Origin of the sequence: Paracoccus wurundjeri (genome assembly GCF_030678915.1) — a bacterium.
Taxonomy (GTDB): domain Bacteria; phylum Pseudomonadota; class Alphaproteobacteria; order Rhodobacterales; family Rhodobacteraceae; genus Paracoccus; species Paracoccus onubensis_A.
Window position 1 is genome coordinate 107412 of the sequence record NZ_JAUUTZ010000004.1, and the last position, 21888, is coordinate 129299.

Genomic DNA, 21888 nt, shown 5'->3' on the forward strand with positions numbered 1-21888 from the left:
ATGTCTGGCCATGGATAAACCGATCATCCCGCCCGGCCGGGTCAAATTGCTGGATGTCGCGCGGGTAGCGGGCGTGTCGACCTCGACCGTCAGCCGCGTATTGTCTCAGCCTGATCTGGTGGCCGAGGCGACGCGCGAGGCGGTGATGAATGCGGTGGCCGAAACCGGCTACCGGATGAACCACGCGGCGCGAAACCTGAGGATGCAGCGCACCGGCTGCGTGGTGGCCCTTGTTCCCAATCTGGGCAACCCGTTCTTCGCCAAGATCCTTGATGGCATGGGCCGCGAACTGGCGGCTGCCGGATACGACCTGCTGGTTTCGGATACACAGGACGGGGACGGGCGGCATGTCAGCCTGCACCGTTTCCTGGACCGGTCGCGTGCGGATGGGATCATTCTGACGGATGGGCTGGTGCCGCAGGCGGGGTTGGAAACGCCGGATTCGCCCCCGGTCATCACCGCGTGCGAGTGGATCGAGGGGGCAAAGCTGCCGCGTGTCATGCTGGACAATCGCGAAGGCGGTCGCATGGCCGTGGCGCATCTGCGCGAGTTGGGCCATCGCCACATCGCTGTGATAGGCGGACCGCCTGACAATGTGCTGCACAAGGCGCGTCTTGCCGGGGCAGAGGAAGCCGCCGGAGATAGGCCGCTGACGGTCTTTCGGGGCGATTTCACCTTGCAGGCCGGCGCTGCCGCCGCGCAGGCATGGATGGCCTTGCCGGTGTCAGAGCGCCCGACGGCGATCTTCGCCTTCTCGGATGAAATGGCCTGCGCCTTTACCGCCCGACTTCAGCGAGCGGGAATGCAGGTGCCGCGAGACGTCTCGATCGTGGGATTCGACGATATCGAGATGGCCTCGCATCTGGCCCCGGCACTGACCACGATCCGCCAGCCCAAGCGCGAGCTGGGCATGCAGGCGGCCCGCGTGATCCTGCGCCGGATCGAGGGCCGTGAGGTTGCGCCGATGACGCTGCTGCGCCCGCTTCTGATGCTGCGGGAGACGACTGCGCCAGTGAACCGCTAGGCGGTTCGGATGCCTCAAATTGGCCCGGCGATCCCCGTCGGGGGCAATCTACAGGTGATCAAATCCGGTTCAGGACATCCCGGATCGCCTTCGCATAATCCGCCGCGATTCGGGTGCGGTGGATGTGACGCCCCTCGCGGACCAGATGGACGCCCGCGGCCCAGAGATCGGCTACCCGCAGGTCGCGTCCAAAGACCCAGCGGTCCATCAACCGGTCATCGGCCATTTCCAGCCGGCAATCATCGCTCAGGGCGACCAGGTCGGCAGGGTGTCCGACGGCAAGTGCCGGATCGGGGGCACCAAGAGACTGTGCGCCTCCGCTGAGCGTGGCATGAAACAGGCTGGCACCGGTCGAACCGTTCACAGCCAGCGCGTTGCGCAGCCGCAGCGACAGGCGTTGCGAATATTCCAGCTGTTTCAATTCTCCTGACAGGGTGATTTCCACATTGCTGTCAGTGCCGATGCCGATCCGTCCCTGCTGCGCCAGAAATTCGACGGCGGGAAAGATACCGTCGCCCAGATTGGCTTCGGTGACTGGACAAAGTCCGACCACGGCACCAGAGGCGGCTATGCGTCGGATTTCATCCTTGTTCAGATGGGTTGCGTGGATCAGGCACCATGATGGGCCCACCGGTGCATTGGCCAGCAGATATTCCACCGGCCGCGCATCGGTATGGGCCAGGCAATCCTCGATTTCCCTGACTTGTTCGGCGATGTGGATATGAAAGGGCCGGTCGGGAAACGCTTCGGCAAGGGAGATGATTTCGGCCATGGTCGCGGCCCGCAGGGAATGCGGGGCGATGCCGACGCGGTCCTGTGGGCGGGTATATTCATCGCAGGTTTCGATCAGCCGCAGATAATCCTCCAGCCCGTGCAGGAAGCGCCGCTGCCCGTCGCCTGCCGGTTCCGGGCCGAAACCGCCATGGGCGTAAAAGACCGGCAGATGGGTGAGGGCGATTCCCGTATCCGTCGCTGCCGCGAAAATGCGCTGCGACATCTCTGCCGGGTTATCATATGGCTGCCCGTCCGGCCCATGGTGCAGATAGTGGAATTCGCCCAGCCGGGTATAACCGGCCTCGAGCATCTCGATACAGGCCAGTGCGGCAATGGCCTGCGCTTCATCGGGCGAAAGGCCCAGCGCGAAGCGATACATCATCTTGCGCCATGTCCAGAAATTGTCCTGGCCCGGTCCGCGCTGCTCGGTCAGGCCGGCAAAGCCGCGTTGAAAGCTGTGGCTGTGCAGATTGGCCATGCCGGGCAGCAATATCTCTGCGCGATGATCGCCCGGCTGCGGCGCGATCCCGGTCTGTACCTGTTCGATCGTCGCATCGGTGAAGGTGATGCGCACATCGCGCGTCCAGCCGTCGGGAAGAAGTGCGGCCGCGGCATGGATTGTCATCGGATCCCCCAGTTTGCATTCGCCGAAAAAAATCGCTTTGCTTGGCTCTTTCAATATGTATATACTTGAAAGATGCCCAAGGAAAGCGGTAACTGCCCCTTGGACGTATTTCCGGGCAGATCGCAAGCAGGGGAGAAGGCCGGATGACCGCGACGCTATGGACCAATGCGAGAGTCGTTACCTGCGACGGTGACGTGGAACGCGCGCCGCTGCCCGCTGCGCTGGAGGTCGAGACCGAGGATGGCCGGATCACGGCGGTCGGTGCCGGCTTGCCCCGGCGCGGCCAGCAAGAGGTCGATTGCGGTGGTCGGCTGATGACGCCGGCGCTGATCGACTGTCACACCCATCTTGTTTTCGGTGGTGACCGAGCGAATGAATTCGAGATGCGGCTGGATGGCGCGACATATGAGGAAATCTCGCGTGCAGGCGGGGGTATCAGGGCTTCGATGCGTGCGGTGCGCGAGATGGGGGTCGAGGAACTGGTCAAGGTCAGCCTGCCACGCCTGGATCATCTTCTGGCCGAGGGAGTGTCCACCATCGAGATCAAATCGGGCTATGGGCTTTCGGTTCCGGCGGAACTGAACATGTTACGCGCGGCGCGGCGGCTGGCGGAATTGCGGCCCGTGCGGATCCGTACTACATGGCTGGCCGCCCATTCCTTGCCGCCGGAATATGCGGGGCGCGCGCCGGATTATATAAGCGAGGTCGCGATTGCCGGTCTGAACGCCGCTCATGCCGAAGGACTGGTCGATGCGGTGGACGGTTTCTGCGAGGGTATCGCCTTTTCGACCAGGGAGCTTGAACCGCTCTATCTGCGCGCGCGCGAACTGGACCTGCCGGTGAAAATCCATTCCGAACAATTGTCGCATTCCGGCGGCACCGCCTTTGCCGCCCGCCATGGTGCATTGTCCGCGGACCATCTGGAACATGCGACCGGGGCGGATGCGCGCGCCATGGCGGCGGCGGGAACGGTGGCGGTGCTGCTGCCCGGCGCCTTCTACATGCTGCGCGAGACGGTTCGTCCTCCGGTTGCGGCATTCCGGGCCGCCGGCGTGCCCATGGCATTGGCGACGGACTGCAATCCGGGGACATCGCCGCTTAGCTCGATCTTGCTGACAATGAATATGGGGGCGGTACTGTTCGGCCTGACGGTGCCGGAATGCCTTGCAGCGGTCACCAGCCATGCGGCCCATGCGTTGGGGCTGCAAGATGAGATCGGGCGGATCGCGCCCGGTCTTTCGGCCGATTTCGCGCTGTGGGATGTCGAAACGCCTGCACAGCTTGTTGCGCGGATCGGATTCAACCCGCTTCATGCGCGGATTTTTCACGGAGAAACGGTCTGAACGTGCCTGAATTGCTGACCCCCGGATCGGTCCCGCTTGCCGCCCTGCGCCGCATCTATTGGGAGGAGATCGCACCTAGCCTCGATCCGGCGTCGGCGGCGGGGATCGCCCGTTCGGCTGACCGCATTGCAGAGGTGGCAGCGGGCGAGGATGCCGTTTATGGCGTCAATACCGGTTTCGGCAAGCTGGCCTCGATCCGCATTCCGGCAGAGGATGTGGCGACGCTTCAGCGCAATCTGATCCTGTCGCATTGTTGCGGCGTCGGAGAACCGTTGCCCAAGGCGGTGACGCGACTGATCCTGACGCTGAAGCTGATGTCTCTGGGACGCGGGGCTTCGGGCACACGACCCGAGGTGGTGGCGTTGATCGGCGATATGCTGGCGAAAGGCGTGATGCCGGTCATCCCTGAAAAAGGCTCGGTCGGGGCGTCGGGCGATCTTGCGCCGCTGGCGCATATGGCCGCCGTGATGATTGGCGAGGGCGAGGCGGTCTTTCAGGATCAATGCCTGCCGGGGGCCGAGGCCCTGGCACGCGCGGGGCTGAAACCCGTGGTGCTTGCCGCGAAAGAGGGGTTGGCGCTGATCAACGGCACACAGGTGTCATGCGCGCTGGCATTAGCGGGATTGTTCCGGGCCGAACGCGCATTGCGTGCCGCTATCGTGACCGGTGCACTGTCTACCGATGCGGCCATGGGCTCGACCGCCCCGTTTACCGAGGAAATCCACATGCTGCGCGGGCATCAGGGCCAGATCGAGGTGGCCCGTGCCCTGCGCGCGCTGCTGGCCGACAGTCAGATTCGGGACAGCCATGTCGAAGGGGACGAGCGGGTGCAGGACCCTTATTGCATCCGCTGTCATCCTCAGGTCGCAGGTGCTGCGCTGGACGTGCTTCGCCAGGCCGCCCGAACACTCGAGATCGAGGCGAATGCAGCAACCGACAACCCGCTGATCCTGTCCGACGGCCTGGTTGTTTCAGGCGGGAATTTCCATGCCGAACCGGTGGCTTTTGCCGCCGACATGATCGCTTTGGCCGTAGCCGAGATCGGCGCCATCGCACAGCGTCGCATCGCGTTGCTGGTCGATCCGGCGCTGAGCTATGGTCTGCCCGGCTTTCTGACGCCGGCGCCGGGCCTGAATTCCGGCATGATGATCGCCGAAGTCACCACTGCCGCACTGATGAGCGAAAACAAGCAGATGGCGCATCCGGCCAGTGTGGACAGCACGCCGACCTCGGCCAATCAGGAGGATCACGTGTCGATGGCCTGTCACGGCGCGCGCCGCCTTTTGCCTATGACCCGGAACCTGTGGTGGATCATCGGCGTCGAGGGAATGATCGCCGCGCAGGGCGTGGATCTGCGCGGGCCGCTGAAATCCTCGCCCCGGCTTCAGGCCGCGATCGATATCATTCGGGCGCGGATCCCGGCTTTAGAAGGAGACCGTTTCATGGGCAATGATATGGAGGTCGCGGGGGCGCTGGTGGCGGAAGGCGGACTGGACGCTGCCGGGGCGGATATTCTTCCGGAGGTAGGTTGATGCAGCCGGTTCGCGTCGAAAGGGGCAACAGCCCGGTGATCCTTGCCTTTCCCCATGTCGGCACCGAGCTGCCGACGGAAGTGGCCGATCGTCTGAACGAAGAGGGTGGGTTACTGCGCGACACCGACTGGCATATCCATCGGCTTTATGACGGGCTGCTGCCGGAGGTGACAACGGTAACCGCCATCCAGTCCCGCTATGTGCTTGACCTCAATCGCGATCCGTCGGGCGTCAGCCTTTATCCGGGACAGGCCACCACCGGGCTGATCCCGTTGACCACTTTCGACAATCTGCCGATCTGGCACGAGGGCAGGGAACCGGCCGATCGGGACAGGGACCACTGGCTGAATGCGGTGCATCGCCCCTATCACGATGCCCTCTCGGCCGAGATCGCGCGAGTGAAGGCCGTTCATGGTGTGGCGATCCTTTATGACTGCCACTCGATCCGTTCGCATATCCCGTGGCTTTTCGACGGACGACTGCCGGATTTCAATATAGGCACCGATGGCGGCGCGACCTGCGCCCCGGAGCTGGAGGCCGAAACGCTGCGCATCTGTCAGGCGTCGGCGGATCACGTTACCGTCCTGAACGGTCGTTTCCGTGGCGGCTGGACCACGCGGCATTACGGCCATCCTGAAACCGGGGTTCATGCGATCCAGATGGAACTGGCGCAGATCTCGCATCTGGCCAGTGAAGAACCGCCATTCGAGCTTCACCCCGCGCGCAGCACCCGTATGCGTGAAATTCTTGCCGATATCCTCAACGCGCTGGCCGGGCTTGCTCCGCGCCTGGTCCGTCCCTGAAAGGTCACTGACATGAACAACCCGCGTCACAATGCCCGCATCGTCTATCCTGCTACCGGCACAGAGCTGACGGCGAAGTCATGGCTGACCGAGGCGCCGCTGCGGATGCTGATGAACAATCTGCATCCGGACGTAGCAGAGAATCCGCATGAGCTTGTCGTTTACGGCGGTATCGGTCGCGCCGCCCGCACCTGGGCCGATTTTGACAGGATCTGCGACAGTTTGCGCGATCTTGAAGCCGATGAGACTCTGCTGGTGCAATCGGGCAAGCCGGTCGGCGTGTTCCGCACGCATGAGGATGCGCCCCGCGTGCTGATCGCGAATTCGAACCTTGTGCCGCATTGGGCGACTTGGGAGCATTTCAACGAACTCGACCGGAAAGGGCTGATGATGTACGGCCAGATGACGGCCGGGTCATGGATCTATATTGGCACGCAGGGCATCGTTCAGGGTACCTATGAAACCTTTGCCGAAGCCGGACGCCAGCATTACGATGGCGATCTGTCTGGCAGATGGATACTGACCGGCGGGCTGGGTGGCATGGGCGGTGCGCAGCCGTTGGCTGCCGTCTTCGCCGCTGCCTGCTGTCTGGCGGTCGAAGTGGACGAGAGCCGGATCGATTTTCGTATCCGCACGAGATATCTGGATGCCAAGGCCGCCACACTTGACGAGGCGCTGGCTCTGATCTCCGGCTGGACCGCGAGGGGCGAGGCGAAATCGGTGGGTCTGCTGGGAAATGCGGCCGAGATCTTTCCCGAAATCCATCGCCGGATGGTGGCGGGCGAGGCGCTGCCCAATGGCCGTCCCGATATTGTGACCGACCAGACCTCGGCGCATGATCCGCTGCACGGCTATTGCCCTGCCGGTTGGGCCGTGGGCGACTGGCGTGCGCGGCAGGAAACAGCCCCCGAACAGGTGGTGACGGCTGCCAAAGCCTCGATGCGCGATCAGGTCGAGGCGATGGTGGGCTTTCACGAAGCCGGCGTGCCGACGATGGATTACGGCAACAATATCCGTCAGATGGCTCAGGAAGAAGGATTGCGGAATGCCTTTGCCTTCCCCGGTTTCGTGCCTGCCTATATCCGCCCGCTTTTCTGCCAGGGTATCGGGCCATTCCGTTGGGTGGCGTTGTCCGGAAACCCCGAGGATATACGCAAGACCGATGAAGCAATGAAGAAGCTCTTTCCCGAGAACAGGCATCTGCATCGCTGGCTGGATATGGCAGGCGAGCGGATCGCCTTTCAGGGATTGCCGGCGCGGATCTGCTGGATCGGGCTTGGCGAGCGTCACCGCGCCGGTCTGATGTTCAACGAAATGGTCCGCAACGGCGAGTTGCAGGCCCCGGTGGTGATCGGGCGCGATCATCTCGATTCGGGATCAGTTGCCAGCCCCAACCGCGAGACCGAAGCGATGATCGATGGATCGGATGCGGTATCGGACTGGCCGCTGCTGAACGCGATGCTGAACGTGGCCGGGGGTGCCACCTGGGTCAGCCTGCATCACGGCGGTGGCGTCGGCATGGGCTTTTCGCAGCATTCTGGCGTCGTCATCGTTTGTGACGGGACCCGGGCCGCCGATAGGCGCCTTGAGCGAGTATTGTGGAACGACCCTGCAACCGGCGTCATGCGCCACGCCGATGCGGGTTATGACATCGCCAGGGATTGCGCGCGCGAACAGGGGCTGCACCTGCCTGCGATCCTTGGATGAGGGGCGTTTACCCGCTGAGTGGTCGGAAATTTCACCGATGGAAGAACGGCCGGGGCGAGACGGCGGAAATCCTTGTCTTTCCTGCCGATGCCGGATTTGACGATTTCGACTGGCGGATCTCGACCGCCATTGTTGCCTCTGACGGCCCGTTCTCCACCTTTCCCGGCGTGGATCGGATGCTGACGGTGATCGAGGGCGGGCCGATGTGGCTGACAGTGGCGGGGCAGGAATATCACATTGACTCCGCCAGCCCTCCATTGAGTTTTCCGGGTGATACCGCATGCGAAGCGCGGCTGGAGGGCAAGGCGGTACTGAATTTCAACGTGATGCTGCGCAGGCCCTTTCGTGCCAAGGTGATCAGAGGTCCGCTTGAGCCGGTGCAGGACGCGGCGCGGGCACGGCTTGCACTGCTGCTTGAGAATCGCGCCGGGTTGTCGCGCCTGGATCTGGTTGATCTGGATCGTGCCGATCCCGATCTGGTCGTCGCCCTGTCGGAAGGCATGGCGATCTCGGTTGTCATATTTGACTGAAGGTCAGCCGGGCTCCACACCGCTGCCGGGGCCGAATTGCGCGACAAGCTGGTGACGGTCGCCCGGATAGGTCTGGGTTGCCAGCGTCACCCATTGCCCGGAAGTTTCTGTGCGGCGCGTCACCTCAAGGCAGGCGCTGCCATTGGCAAGGCCCAGCTCCCGTGCCACCGGCCCCGAGGCAGGCACTGCGCGGATGCGATGTTCCGCCGAACTCCATGGGATTTCACGGACGAGCCATGCTCCGGGGGCGAGCTGATGAAAATCCACCCCGGTCGCAGCAGGTGCGATATCGGCATTGATGATCCGCCTTTCATGACAGAAGGGCAGATCGCCCGCGTAATGCACCCCGCGCAGCGCCAGCACATTCAGGCTGTGATCCTTGATCCGCGCGGCCTGCACCTCTTGCGGCAACGGTGGGCGCAGGCTGCGCTCTTGCAGATCGAACCGCCAGGCCAGCCCCATCGCGGCCACCTCGGCTTCGATATCCGCGATTTCCATCACTGCGGCCTGTGTCATGGGGCGCGCGACGAAGGTGCCCAGCTTGCGCCGCCGGACAAGGAATCCTTCGCGCGTCAACTGGGCCAGAACCTTGTTCATCGTCATGCGCGACACGCCATGACTTTCCGCAAGCTGGGTTTCGAAGGGTAACTGGAACCCGGGCTGCCATTCGCCGCCAGTGATGCGATTGCGCAATTCGGTCAGGATGCGGTCGTGATGAGTGACGCGTGATCTGTTTTCGTCCCTGCTCATGGCATCCTCTTGTCTCAACCGGCTGAAGGTTACGGGATCGGTTTCCGGTGGTCTACCGGGGCGATGCATTGGTGATGCCAAAATGACACCGGTCTTGCCTGACGGGTTGTCACGCCCGGCAGGGATGAAGATGAACATGACCTTGCCCGTCTTCGTGATTCTGGCGTCAGGCAGAAACCCGGCTGGCCCGCTGATATCTGGTGTCCGGCTAAAGCGTAAGTTTAGTTTCTCGGGATCGCGGTTTGGAGAACGTCTCTTCACATATCGCGACCCTTTTAGAATGGCCTGAACAATCATGTATGTTTAATCTACAATTAAGTCGTCGTCTTTTCGTAGATGATTGTTCTGACCATCGATCCGGTTCGGCCAAATATGAAAAGACGTTCTAATTGCGCGAAATTTCGATGGCCATGTCGTGCCTGAGTTTGGCCACCTGTCTGAAACAATATCAACGGAGACATGACATGCTTGATGCGGTAATGAAGGTCTCCAGAGTTCTGAAGCAAGAGGGTATGACCGGTGCGGTCAATCGCGTGAAATACAGGCGCGATAACTCGCTTATGGCCGAGCGGATGGGCATGCCTCTGCAAAGCTTCTCAGTCTCGGGCAAAGGCAGGTTGAAAGCGCGTTTTCTGGCCGAGCTGGCGCGGCATGGTCTGCTGCGCGCAGCGACTGCAACGACGACCGACAAGGAGCTTGTCTTCAACCCCGACCGCGAGGATTTTAACCTGCGAGACGGGGTTACCGTGGTGTTGGAGGATGATTACCTTGATGCGATACCAAATCTTGGTGACGGCGCTCTTGCCAGATTATTTCCCGGCTGCCAACTGATAGTTACCTCGGGTGCCGGGCTGAAAAAAGCGATCGCGGCAGGTGCTGAACTGCGCAATGTCACGCTTGTACCCATTGACGAGAGCGTAAATGAGATGGGATTGGCGATTGGTCGCTGGCTTGTCTATGCGGGCGCATTGCCGCCGGACATTTATTTTGCGGATCTGCTGGCATTCGGTGCCCCGATCCGCAACCGTAACTGTGTCTGTATCAGCCTGCCCGAATACCACAACAGGCGCGAGACATTTCAAGGTGATGTCGATCCAAAATTTAGATTCTTCAATGGGCTGAGGATGCTTCCGGCGTGGAAGGGCTGCGCCTGGAGCTATAAGATCGTTGCTGCCAAGGCATTGCAATCCGGTGCCCGTCGTCTGACGATATGCGAGGATGACGCTTCTTTCGGCCGGGATTTCCCGCGTTACTATGCCGCGATCAACCGCTATCTGGATCGGACGCGCTGGGATGTGTTCAACGGCGTGATGACACGTGTATTGGGCAGAGCCGATATCATGCTGCAAAAACCGATGGGTGATGCCCGTATCATTCACACATCGCATATGATGGGGATGGTCTTCAACGTCTATAACAGGACGGCACTGGAATGGATGGCGGACTGGAATCCTGATGAAGGCGGCGCCGAGACCAACACGATCGATGAATGGCTGAATGCGATGCCGGGACTAAGAGTGGTTTCCGCGGTGCCATTTGTCGCGGGTCATCGAGAGGATGTCCATTCGACGATCTTTGGTTTCAAGAATATACGCTACAGCGGCATGATCAGTGCAACAGAGCAGAAGATTCTATCGCAGCTGAAACCGGTCTGAGCAGTGTTAGTCAGGCTGAATCGCCTCTGCCTGAGATCTTCCTGTAGTAAGTGACGGCCTTGTCGCGCAGCTTGTTCCTGAGAAATCTGGGGCCGGGCCACTGAAAGAACCGTTCGTCCCGCAATTTGGTGACCGCCTTTCCCGGGATGTCATCGACGGGGCAGCGATTCCGGTTTGCCAGATAGGCCATGATCGCAGCGGCACTGCCCAATTCCATCCATGTCGGTTCCATCCGGATCGAGCCGAACGCAACATGGGTCGCCGCGACACCGCAGACGGAAAAGAAGTTCCGGCAATCCGCAGGTTCCGGCAGGATGATCCATTTGGGAAGTGAATACCGATAGGCGTCTTGCGTGAAGAACATTCCTTCGCGCACGATGTTGGTACCGCTGTGGTTCGTTCGCCAATGCACCGGTTTGCAGTCCAGATGATATTTCGCCTCGCAAATAGCATCTGCGCGACACGCCCCTCCGCTTTCGATGTCCTGCTGCCGGAAGATGCGCCGGTTCACCAACCGGCGACCTTCGCGCACATAGACATCAGGGGGGATATGATCGGTACTGCCATATTCATCCGCGGGCAGGCCAAATTCGCCGAAGAAATCGCGCACACCCTGCGGCACGGAACTGTCGTTCTGGATGAAATACAAAAGCGCCCGTGTATAGCGGGAAAACGCCTGCGCCATCTCCTGACGCTTGTCATATGTGGCGGTAACCCAACCTTGCGTCAGCATGGGATTGTTGAGTGGCGCCGCCGGGCCTGAATTCATGTCGAATTTGCCGTTCGGCAGCTCGGCCAGATTGAAATAGGCCGATTTGAAAGTCGTGCCCATCATCGGGATGTTTTTCGATGCAACCCGGCCAATGCGGATACCTTTGCTGATACGGCGGAAAAGTTCGAATTCGCCGAAGTCGAAATCCATGGGCGGGGTGATTGGAATCCGGTTATCCGGCCTGTTCGTCAGCGTGGGGCGGATGCAATAGCTTTGCACCTCGTTGTCGGCGAAACCCACCGGATCCCGCGACGAAGGAGCGACATAGGGTAAAAGTCTTCCCGTGTCCGTATGGGGAGAAACATTGTAGCCCGAGGCCCAGGGCAGCATCGAGCGAAAGGGCTGCCGCCCTGCGAAGGATTCGCCGAATTCGTCTGCGGCTTCACGGCCAAGCCGGTAGCGCAGGCGGGCCAGATTTATCAGATCTCCTTCATAGGAGGAATCGACCCACCAGCGCGACGCAAGGATGCGGTTGTCGTTCAGAGTGCAATTGATGATCCGTGTCCTGTCGCGGCTGACGAAGCGGATATCGCGATTCTGGAACAGCTCGACCTTGCTTTCCGCCAGCATGCCGCGAAAGACCCTGAGCGCGACTTTGCTTTCGATCCGTGCAGGGAGATAGGGCAGATCGTATTCGTCGCGAACTGTTCTGAAGAATTCGCGGACGACGCCATTGACCAGTGTGGTGTTCAAGATATCCACCGCGTTCAGGCCCGAAGTCATCATGCCGCCGATACGATCAGACGGCTCGATCAGGGCCGTTCGCAGGTTGAGCCGTGCCGCTGTAATCGCTGCCATGATCCCGGCGGGCGTGGCGCGATAAACCAGGAAATCAAAGCGAGATTGAGAGTTGGAAAATGTCACTGGCCGTCGGTCTCGCTTGCTGTTTTCGTCTGAGCGCGGGTGCCGCGGCTTCAAATCTGATGGATATGTGGATGCGGGTCTTTATCCCCGGATAAGAACGCCAAAGCGCTGGTTCACGATGCAGACGAAATTATGTTGTTCCATGCGCATCATGGCCTTGAAACCGTCGCGTGCCGATTCCGAATAGGACAGGTCGTCCACGACGATGATGGATTGGGGACCCATCCATCCGCTGAGAGATTTGAAGCTGCGCAGCATGCTGTCTTTTTCATGCATCGCGTCGATAAAAGCGAAATCGACCTGCGCGGCTCCCGCAAGGTGGCTTGGGAAGCACGCAAAATCGTCTTGCACCACGCGGGATCCCGGATCAACGAGATTCACCGAAGCCTGCGCAAGCTGCGAATAGTTCGAGATCTCGAAGGACAACAAGATGCCACCCTGTTCTTCGCGGGCCGCGGCTGCGAGATACATGGATGAAATACCAAAGCCCGCCCCGTCTTCGAGGATCAGCTTCGCATTGACGCTGCGCGCCAGGTTATACAGCACGGCACCATAGGCGGGTGAGATCGACACGATATCCGAGGTGACCGCTATGGGCGGGTGCCCGGAATGGGCATTGTCATCATATGCCTCGTGCAACCGCCACGGCGCAAAATTGCGCAAGGCGATCCGGCGATGGCTAATTTCGCCCAGCATGTCCGGATCGATCTCGGTCTCCAGCACCTCGCGAAAACGCACGCGATCCCATGTTGACGATTTCTCGCGCAAATAGGTCACCGGCAGGCGTCTGGCATCCAAAACCGATTTCGGTGAATTGCATTCTTCGGTTTGTTCACTCTCGCCTGTGGGTTGGTCCATATGTCATGGCCTTTGCTTGGATAAGTTGTAAGTTTTCCATTATATAGCCCTGTCCGGCCAGTTTTGTATCCATTCTTGCGCGGCGGCCGACACACCCGGCGTCACCGCAAAAGGAGCCGCGTCGAGCAATGCGGTCAAATCTATGGGTTTGCGCGCCAACAGGAAGCCGTCCGGATGTATGACATCGTCGTCAATGATCAGGAATTGCGAAAGATCCACTTCCTTAGGAGCATGCTGGTATCCGATTGACTGATAATAGTCATCGAACTTGATGCCATCGCCATGAATCTGGGTGCTGGACGACGTGACCGTGGCGAGACATGCCGGGATACCATAGGCCTGTGCGATGATGACTCCGTGAAGCGATGAAGAGATGATACGTTCGCAATCATGCATCTCATCCAGAAATGCCTCGATTTCGGAATAGCCCAGCCGGCGGATATCGATGCGCTTCACGTCCGGCGAGACGGGGGTGGTCATGGCTTCATGGGTGAAGTGAAGGATCAGCCCGGTCTTGTGGGTCGGTCGGAGTTTGCGTGGATAAAGGATCGGCAGGAGCCAGGCGGGGTCGCCATAGATCTCGAGGCATTGGCCACCGTTTTCGATGATCAAATCCCGCGTCAATGGCCCGCGAACAGCGTGGTAATGCGCACCGGCGGCCAGAGTGTCGCGCGAGTTCGGGGTACCGCTGCCCCAGACGCGACTGCCATCGCGGGCATATTTGATGACCGAGCCGATTGCGCATAATCCGATGCCACGTCCGGCCCATTGGGGTGGAATACCTGTGACTTTCTCGACGATATAGGGGTTCACGATATCGCCGAGATTGCCCGGATAAGGTTGCTCCCACCAGAAAAGCCTGACCCGCTCGGCCTGCGTGAGCCCCCTTTCTTCGGCGCGCCTGTCAAGCGAGGCGCGGAACAGGCGGCTGCGCGAAAAACTTATGACCGCCTCGTTTCCTGTGCTTTCGATCTGCGAGAACAGGTCATCCGCCAGCGGCCAGTCCTGCTTTTCCAGTGCCTGCAACAGGCGGAACCGCAATGCATAGGGAAACAGATGCTCGTTGTTGCGATATAGTTCTAAATTCGTCGCCAGTACCGACGGATCCGAAAACTTGGACGAAATTTCCAACAGGCGATGATAGCTTCCGAAATCCTCGGGATCGCGCGCCAGGATTGCGTGCAGATATTCGCAGACCAATGCGCGTTTGCCTAAACGGGCGGCGTCCGATATCAACTCCTGAATGACCACCTTCTGGCTTTCAGGGCGAAGAATGTCGGGTGTGTGCTGAAGAACCTTTCCTTTGAATTCCTTGACGTTTCCGCTATCGCCGTGCAGGAAGTATGCACCGGGATTTTCCGGGTCCTGCGGGCGCGAGACGTCGTTGGGAGACATGATCATAAGACGCGGGCGCGCCGTGGTGCGGCGAAATGCTTCTTCAAGGATATAGTCGTCAGTGTAATCGCCCTTTGTCTGCTGTTCGATCCGCTTGCATTCATAAAGAAGTTCCAGCGTCTCCCGGGTGTAGTTCAGGATAAGATAACCCGGATGAAAACGCCGCGTGTAAAGAGAAAAATTTTCCTGTGGCAGAAAGCGGAAACCACGCATGAAAACTGCAATGTCATAGGATTTGCTTGCGAGATTATCGACATTGCGAAGCAGTTTCGTATCGACATCAACCCACATCACAGTGCTGCGATGCTTCAACAACATTTTGCGGTAAAAGCGGACCTTCGCGCGGCAGATTTCGCTCCATGACGTGCCCTCTGCAAAGGTGATGGGCTGTATGTCGTGCTGCATTCCCAATGCATCGCAACGGCCGCGCAGTTCATTCGCTTTTTGTTCGTAATAGCCGCCTTCGGTGTAAAAGCTCACGATGGTGATACGTTGCCGGGGTGGCTCGGCTTTCTGCCTGACCAGCCGCAGTATCGTTTCGGGCAAAATCCGCTTGGCGATGCGCTTCGGGAAGGAGGCCGGTGCCGGTCGAAAGGACGTCGTGAGGGTGCTTGCTTCGGTCATGATTTCAGCTGTTCCTGATCGGTTCCACCAGTGGGGCGCTGGATGGTGAATGGGAGGAGGTTGACATCTTACCATTGACTGTTTCGGCTGCTGCCGCCTGACCATATGGGCGGGTCTGCCCTGCCTGATCATCGTTGCGCCAGATCACGATGCCACTTGGTCAGCAATGCCAGGCCAAGGCCAAATAGAACGGCGGCAATCACGGCGACATATACCGGCTGGACATATTCGGCGCGGTAGGTTGAGTAGAATCCGGATCGGTTGGTACCGACGATATGAATAAGGGGGTTGAACCACAGTATATTGCGGAATCCCTCGGGCATGCTGTCGAACGGAATGAAAATACAGGAGATCAGGAACAATGGGCGCGTAATGATCGCCCAGACATTCGCCCAGAGGGGAAAGCGCCGCATAAGAAAGCAGTTCGCGCAGCCGACGCCAAGCGCCAGCCCGGCCGACATCAGAAAAGCCGAGACGATCCGGGGCAGGTCCAATATCAGCTCGACATTGTCATAATAGACGATGCCTGTCAGGACGATGATGCAAACCAGCGCATGTATCATGCAGGCCAGCACGAAACGCGCAACGATCGCATCGACGAAGGTCACGCCCGGATAGAACAGCAACTGCTTCGAGAATGCCAGGGACTGTGCGATCCTTCGGCTGATATCAAGAAACATCAGGAACGGCAGCAGCCCCGAAGCATAGAACAGCGCAAAGCTGGATCCCATTGGCGGCACGCGAACCGCCAGCGAAAATATCACCGTCAGAAGCGCGATGCCGCCAACCGGTTCAAGCACGGTCCAGATGAAGCCCCCTGGCGATTTGCCGTATGAGGTGGACATTTCCCGAAAGATCAGAGCGCCGATAGTACGGATCGCGGGGAAACGGGTAAGCGGATGACGATAAGGCAGCAGACGTTCCAGCATCACCTAGTCCTCATTATTATTGCTACCGGCGCCGATATTCGACAAATGGACCTCGATGGCCTGTTCCACGTCTTCGAAATACGTAAGACGCCCCTCGTGAAGCACTGCGGCGGCATTGCAGACGGAACGTATCATGCTCATCGAATGCGAGACCATGATCGCGCCGCTGTTCAGCAGACGGTTGCGGAAATAGGCTTGGCTCTTGTCGCGGAAATTGCCATCTCCGACCGAGGTCACCTCGTCCACCAGATAGGTATCGAAATAGATGCCCATCGAGACGCCGAAAGCCAGGCGCGAACGCATCCCTGACGAATAATGCCCGAAAGGCAGATACAGATGATGTCCAAGATCGGAAAAGCGGGCGACAAAGGTCAGAAGCTTGTCGGCATTGACATTATAGACGCGGGCGATGAAGCGCGTGTTCTGCGCTCCGGTCAGTTCGGGATGGAAACTGCCCGCAAAACCGACCGGCCAAGAGACGCTTCCCGTAGTCGCCACCTTGCCGTGATCCGGGCGCACGACCCCTGCGATCATGCGCAGCAGCGTGGATTTCCCCGCGCCATTCTGTCCCAGAAGACCGATGCTGGCGCCGGTCGGGAAGGTCACGCTGACATCGCGGGCAACCACCGTGGTGCGGCCGTTGACGGTGAAGCTTTTCGATAAGTTTTCCAGCCTGATCATCAGTGACGGTCACGGTTGCTATAGCCGATCAGCACAAGACTGAGCCAGCCGATGAAGATGAAGGTGACGGCCAGGACGGTGATCATCAGCCGCCGCGGGCGGGTCGCCGTCTCGGCGAGTGTGGGCTCGACAAAAGTTGCCAGATAGCGGCTGTCCTGTTCCGATTTCGACCGTGCCGCTTCCACGCCGCCAAGCGCGATGGAATAGCTTTTCTCCGCGAGCTCCAGATCGAGTTGCAGCTTGGTATATTTATCAACCACGGTGCTGAACTTGACGTCGCCCGTCGTGTCGCCGCCATAGCGCTGCTGTTCCTGTTCGATCCTGCGTTGCAGGACGTCGACACGCATTTTCGCCTGATTGATGCGCACATCAGCCGTACCCTGCTCGCGCAGGGTTTCAAGCTGAACCATCGCTTCGGTCATTTCCTGCGACAGGCTGGTAATGATGGTCGCGTTGGTAGTGATGAGCGCTTGCGGATCGATAAGTTTGTACTGATCGCGGAACTGTGCCAGAGCTATCCGCGCATCGGCCAGTTGCTCCTCCGTCTGCTCCAGATCACGCCGGGCATAACGCAAGGTATTGTCTCGCGCTTCGTCCGAGATGGTGTTGACGAGCCGTCCCGCCGCCCTGTGAATGCTTTGCGCAATCAGATTGGCGTCTTTTGACGTAAAGGCACGCACTTCAATCTCGATCATTCCCGTGGCGGAATCCACGCTGATCGTGACCATTCGCTGCCAATATGCGACCAGTTCCTCGAGGCTGGAGTTCTCGCCAAGCGTGAAGAACCGGTCGCCCTCGGGCTTGGTATAAAGGGCTCGCAACCCGATTTCCCGATCCAGTTTGTTGACGAAATTCGGGCTGCGCAGATATTTGTAAAGAATCTGCGCATCGGTAGTCGTATTGCCCACGGACGGAAGTCCGAATCCGGCAAGAATACCTAGGTTCTGCGCCTCTTCGTCACGCACCACAAATGAAACTTCCGAGACATATTGATCCTTGGCGATCAGGAACATGTAAGTGGTGACAAGCAGGGCGGGCAAAGCAAATAGCAGCAAGAAGCTGCCAAGCACCAGAGTATGCCGCTTGGCCCAGCCTGCTTGTCCGACAGGCGCCGGGATACGTGGATTTGCGGATTTTACGCGCAATGGAGGGTCAAGATCTTTCAATGTTTACCGTCCATTCTTGCGGTGGGAATTGGGTGTCCTGTCATAGACGGCCACAGCATCGGTCAGCGCCGCTTCGACTTCGTCCATAGCGGCAGCGGGGATCCGATCTTCGTGAACAAGATCTTCAAGCATGCGGTGACGCAGGTCGTGGCCGATGCTTTGCGGCATGCGCTCCGGCAGGCCGACACCGGCGGCATAATCGCGATATTTGAGGCTGTCTCCGCTAACCGCGTCCTCGAATCCTTCAAAGGTAATGAGCGCGACGGGAATGCCGTAAGCCTGGCAGGTGATATAGATGTGCATCGCGCTGGTCAGCACCGCATCATATTGCAGAAGCACTCCGATCAATGCCTCGATATCGCTGCGGCGCGATACCAGAACGGAATGTTCCTCGACATTTTCGGGCAACCGCAAAGAGATGTTGCGATGTGCAAAATGACGTATCAGCGCCAATTGCCCGTTCGTCCTGTGGCGCTTCAGCGGTATAAGCCGGGGCAGCATCGCCGCCGGATCGCCAAAGCGGTCTATTTTCGGGCCTCCTGCCTCTGCGACAAGCTTGGCGGAATATGGCCCTCGCAGCGAGATATAGGTGGCATTCGGCGCGATTTTGGTATCCGCACGGCTGAAACCGGTTCCCGCAAGAATGGAACTGCGCTGCGCGAACCGCCCGATGGAACCCACGGCCATGAGATGAGGCGCTGCATTGATCTGGTCAGGGCGCTGGAAGCGTATTGGCCTATCGAGCAGCCCTTGCAGGATCAGGGGCGAAAGCCAGTCTCCGTAATTCCCGGGATAGGGCTTGTCCCACCATAACAGCGGCAAGGCATCGCCTTTCAGGGATGTGTCGTAATCCAGCAACGCGAATGCCGCCCCGATCACGACGCGATCGGCATTTCCAAGCAGGCGCCGCGAGGTGATATCTGCGATCCGGGCGTGAACCGCCTCATGGCGACCTTCACGGGCGTCATGTATGATGTTGTAAATGCTGCGCGGCGACAATTGACGCGAGGCGGGCAGGCTTGGTGACAGATATTCCGTCAGCCCGATTTCGTCCGAAAGCCTGCGCAGCGGCACGGCAACGCGCTGGGGCAGGGCAGTCTGCACCTGCCGTGCGGCTTTCAAGGCCATTGCCTTCATTTCGGGCCTTAGCCTGCTGCCGTTATGCGTGGCGCCAGAGCGATTATGCTGGGCCGCCAGCCCCTTGAAGGCTGCTACATTGCCACTGGAGCCGAAATAGAAGAAGGGGCGGCGTGCGCTGTCAGAAATATTCGCGCGTCCCAGCAGGGCTGATGACGGAATCATCTGGAAGGTGAGTCGTTCGGCATTCTTGCGCCAGGCTTCCTCGAAAAAGAAATCATCTGTCGCACGCAGGTTTATGTTGTTGCAGGCCGCATAGGCGTCGCGAATATAATCGCGCGCCGCCGGAGTCGTGTTGATGCCCCAGAAGCACGGCTCCCAGAAGCGGGAGGTACTGGAATATCCTATTCGCATCGGATGGCCGAAGCCGCGTTGGAAGCCGATGATATCGGCTGAAAAATCTGCAACGAAATCCGGCAGATAATCGATGTCGCAATCGATATCGATCCAGAAAATCTTGCGATGGGGGTTCCGCTCGCAAACCGAATGCAGGAAAGGGATCTTCTTACGGCATATTTCCAGCCATTCTTCGCCTGGTGCCTTGGGCACTTCCGCGATTTCATGGGCGATGCCCAGGCGATCAAGGGAACTGCGCAGTGTTGCCGCCGCCTGTGCATAATAGTCGTCCGGCGTATGGAATGAGCAGAAAAGGATTTCCGGTGAAATCGGTGCGCCGAAATGCATAATCTGGGTCCCGCTTTCGGCTCGTACAGGTATCTGCAAAACTACCACCACTCTTGCAATTTTCGCCTCTATTTTAGGTCGAAACTGCGTTTGTCAGCAATAGATTGGCAAAAAAGAGACTAAATCTTGCAAATTTTACCAAATTACAGCGAAAATTATTCACCGTTATGCCTGCCGAAAAAAAATTTTATGTTCTTTGAGTGGCTCCAACAGTTTTTTCGTATTCCTCGGCAACGCCTTCTGGACGGCCTCGGTCGCAAATTTGGAAAATATAGGCCGATTTACGCTTATCCGTCTTCTGACTGTCACCCGCGATCGCAACGGTGCGTATTCGTAAATGCCGAAGATGGTTTCCCCTCGCATCAGAAAGGCCGATATGAAGCACGGTAATTAATCGCTGAGCCGGTTTTCTTTTCCTCCCATAACGAAAATGGGGTCGTAGGGCAAAGTTCCTTTTCTTGCGCGAACAGCCCCCTGCAAGCCAGATGGAGGACGGGAAACGGGGTAGATCAATGCCGATGGAATTGCTGAAATACGGGTTGAGACGGGGGCACCGGCCCTATCGCGACATTCCCGCGACCCCCGATCTGCGTAAGCGATATGATGTGGTGATCATTGGCGGCGGCGGGCATGGGCTGGCGGCAGCCTATTACCTGTCGCATTATCACGGCATTTCCGACATTGCAGTGCTGGAAAAGGGCTATCTCGCCGGTGGCAATACGGCGCGGAACACGACGACGATCCGGTCGAACTATCTGACTCTGCCCTCGATCGAATTCTATCGCGAGGGGCTTTCGCTGTTTGAAACCATGTCGCAGGAGCTTGGCTTCAACGTGATGTTCTCGCAGCGGGGTCAGTTGACGCTGGCCCATTCCGATGCGGCGATGCGCAGCTTTCGGCTGCGGGCGGAAATGGGCAAGCATGCTGGTATCCGTGCCGAGGTCGTCGATGCCAGGACGGTACAGACACTGTGCCCGCATGTGAACATGGATTTCGGCGGTCAGCACGAGGTCCTGGGCGGGCTATGGCATGCCGATGGCGGTACCGCGCGCCACGATGCCGTGGCCTGGGGCTATGCCAAGCGGGCTGCCGAAAAGGGCGTCGAGATCCATCAGCGCACCGAGGTTACGGGCTTCGGCATTACCGGCAGCCGCATGACCAAGCTGCATACCAATCGCGGCACCATCGCGGCGGGGCAGATCCTGCAAGCCGCGGGCGGGATGAACGGGCGTATTGGGGAAATGGCCGGAATCCGGTTGCCGATCCGTAATTTTCCCTTGCAGGCCATGGTAACGCAGCCGCTGAAGCCTTTCATGGATATCCTGCTGTCATCCTCGAATCTGCATACCTATCTGGTGCAGTCCTCGCGCGGGGAGATCGTGATTGGTGGCGGAACCGATCCCTATCAGTTGATCTCCACGCGCTCCAGCCTGCCGCAGAAAGAGGCGCTGGCGACCGGCGCGCTGCAACTGATGCCCTTCCTGCATAATGTCAAGATTTTGCGGCAATGGGCCGGGATCACCGATATCACGCCCGATTTCAGCCCTATCATGGGGGCGTCGCCCCTGCAGAATTACTGGCTTGACGCCGGTTGGGGAACATGGGGGTTCAAGGCGACTGCGGTGGCCGGAAAACGCATGGCCGAGACCATCGCGACGGGGCGGGTGCCGGATCTTCTGATGCCTTTCGCTCTGGAACGTTTCGAACGGTTCGAGCTGTTGAACGAAATGGGCGCCACGGCGGCCGGGCACTAGGAGCAAACGATGAAAATCATGACCTGCCCGATGAACGGGCCTCGCAACATCTCGGAATTCCAGTGGCTCGGTCCCGCCCATGATGCGGCTGAGGCGACGGATGAAAACCTGATCACTCGTCTTTTCCATACGCCGAATCCAATGGGTGTACTGCGTGAATGGTGGCGTCATACGCCGTCCAGCACCGTGTTCATCGCCGAACGCGATCTGATCACCGATGAAATCCTGCGTACCTATCTGAAGGGATCGGACGCAGACAAACCGCAGACGAATTCATGAGC

At 59.1% G+C, this 21888-nt stretch carries 18 protein-coding genes; 9 read left to right on the forward strand and 9 right to left on the reverse strand.

The genetic code is table 11. From position 1 onward, the window contains the following. Positions 1-10: 10 nt before the first annotated feature. Entirely contained in the window at positions 11-1024 is a 1014-nt protein-coding gene (locus Q0601_RS05820; RefSeq protein ID WP_305288093.1) for a LacI family DNA-binding transcriptional regulator, read from the forward strand. Positions 1025-1082: 58 nt separating this feature from the next. On the opposite strand, the gene Q0601_RS05825 is transcribed toward Q0601_RS05820, so the two are convergent. Then, the gene (locus Q0601_RS05825; RefSeq protein WP_305288095.1) at positions 1083-2423 is read right to left on the reverse strand and encodes a formimidoylglutamate deiminase; all 1341 of its coding nucleotides are present in this window, start codon (positions 2421-2423) and stop codon (positions 1083-1085) included. A gap of 143 nt (positions 2424-2566) precedes the next feature. Between Q0601_RS05825 and hutI the strand changes: the two genes are divergently transcribed. From hutI to Q0601_RS05850, 5 genes are read left to right on the forward strand one after another with little or no spacing between them, the layout of a single operon-like run. Further along, a complete protein-coding gene (gene hutI, locus Q0601_RS05830; protein ID WP_305288096.1) occupies positions 2567-3766 on the forward strand; it encodes an imidazolonepropionase in 1200 nt (399 codons plus the stop codon). Between the two features lie 2 nt (positions 3767-3768). Beyond that, positions 3769-5298: a histidine ammonia-lyase gene (gene hutH / locus Q0601_RS05835; RefSeq protein ID WP_305288097.1), complete on the forward strand. Its 1530-nt coding sequence runs from the start codon at positions 3769-3771 to the stop codon at positions 5296-5298. Beyond that, positions 5298-6101, forward strand: coding sequence for an N-formylglutamate deformylase (hutG, locus tag Q0601_RS05840; protein WP_305288099.1), 804 nt, complete (start codon positions 5298-5300; stop codon positions 6099-6101). Before hutH ends, hutG begins: the two co-directional genes overlap by 1 nt. Before the next feature lie 12 nt (positions 6102-6113). Beyond that, positions 6114-7808 (forward strand): urocanate hydratase, encoded by a 1695-nt coding sequence (gene hutU, locus Q0601_RS05845; RefSeq protein ID WP_305288100.1) that lies wholly within the window; start codon positions 6114-6116, stop codon positions 7806-7808. After that, a complete protein-coding gene (locus Q0601_RS05850; protein WP_305288102.1) occupies positions 7805-8338 on the forward strand; it encodes a HutD/Ves family protein in 534 nt (177 codons plus the stop codon). Before hutU ends, Q0601_RS05850 begins: the two co-directional genes overlap by 4 nt. A gap of 3 nt (positions 8339-8341) precedes the next feature. On the opposite strand, the gene Q0601_RS05855 is transcribed toward Q0601_RS05850, so the two are convergent. After that, positions 8342-9088 (reverse strand): UTRA domain-containing protein, encoded by a 747-nt coding sequence (locus tag Q0601_RS05855; protein WP_305288104.1) that lies wholly within the window; start codon positions 9086-9088, stop codon positions 8342-8344. A gap of 464 nt (positions 9089-9552) precedes the next feature. Between Q0601_RS05855 and Q0601_RS05860 the strand changes: the two genes are divergently transcribed. Next, positions 9553-10743 (forward strand): glycosyltransferase family 25 protein, encoded by a 1191-nt coding sequence (locus tag Q0601_RS05860; RefSeq protein WP_305288105.1) that lies wholly within the window; start codon positions 9553-9555, stop codon positions 10741-10743. Between the two features lie 10 nt (positions 10744-10753). On the opposite strand, the gene Q0601_RS05865 is transcribed toward Q0601_RS05860, so the two are convergent. From Q0601_RS05865 to Q0601_RS05895, 7 genes are all read right to left on the reverse strand, one after another. Beyond that, a complete protein-coding gene (locus Q0601_RS05865; protein WP_305288107.1) occupies positions 10754-12379 on the reverse strand; it encodes an FAD-dependent oxidoreductase in 1626 nt (541 codons plus the stop codon). 81 nt (positions 12380-12460) lie between these two features. Further along, entirely contained in the window at positions 12461-13237 is a 777-nt protein-coding gene (locus Q0601_RS05870; protein WP_305288109.1) for an O-methyltransferase, read from the reverse strand. A 39-nt stretch (positions 13238-13276) separates the two neighbouring features. Further along, positions 13277-15256, reverse strand: coding sequence for a polysaccharide pyruvyl transferase family protein (locus Q0601_RS05875; protein WP_305288111.1), 1980 nt, complete (start codon positions 15254-15256; stop codon positions 13277-13279). Positions 15257-15384: 128 nt separating this feature from the next. Next, complete coding sequence (locus Q0601_RS05880; protein ID WP_305288112.1) at positions 15385-16185, reverse strand: ABC transporter permease; 801 nt, start codon at positions 16183-16185, stop codon at positions 15385-15387. A 3-nt stretch (positions 16186-16188) separates the two neighbouring features. Continuing rightward, on the reverse strand, positions 16189-16866 hold the full coding sequence (locus tag Q0601_RS05885) for an ABC transporter ATP-binding protein (protein WP_305288114.1): 678 nt from the start codon (positions 16864-16866) through the stop codon (positions 16189-16191). Beyond that, a complete protein-coding gene (locus Q0601_RS05890) occupies positions 16866-18032 on the reverse strand; it encodes a hypothetical protein (RefSeq protein WP_305288116.1) in 1167 nt (388 codons plus the stop codon). Before Q0601_RS05890 ends, Q0601_RS05885 begins: the two co-directional genes overlap by 1 nt. A 3-nt stretch (positions 18033-18035) precedes the next feature. Next, positions 18036-19853 carry a polysaccharide pyruvyl transferase family protein gene (locus Q0601_RS05895; protein WP_305288118.1) on the reverse strand — a complete coding sequence of 606 codons (1818 nt, stop codon included), beginning with the start codon at positions 19851-19853 and terminating at the stop codon, positions 18036-18038. A 512-nt stretch (positions 19854-20365) separates the two neighbouring features. Here Q0601_RS05895 and Q0601_RS05900 point away from each other — a divergent pair. Continuing rightward, positions 20366-21607: an FAD-dependent oxidoreductase gene (locus Q0601_RS05900; protein ID WP_305288121.1), complete on the forward strand. Its 1242-nt coding sequence runs from the start codon at positions 20366-20368 to the stop codon at positions 21605-21607. 9 nt (positions 21608-21616) lie between these two features. Continuing rightward, a complete protein-coding gene (locus Q0601_RS05905) occupies positions 21617-21886 on the forward strand; it encodes a sarcosine oxidase subunit delta (protein WP_305288123.1) in 270 nt (89 codons plus the stop codon). The last annotated feature ends 2 nt before the right edge of the window (positions 21887-21888 follow it).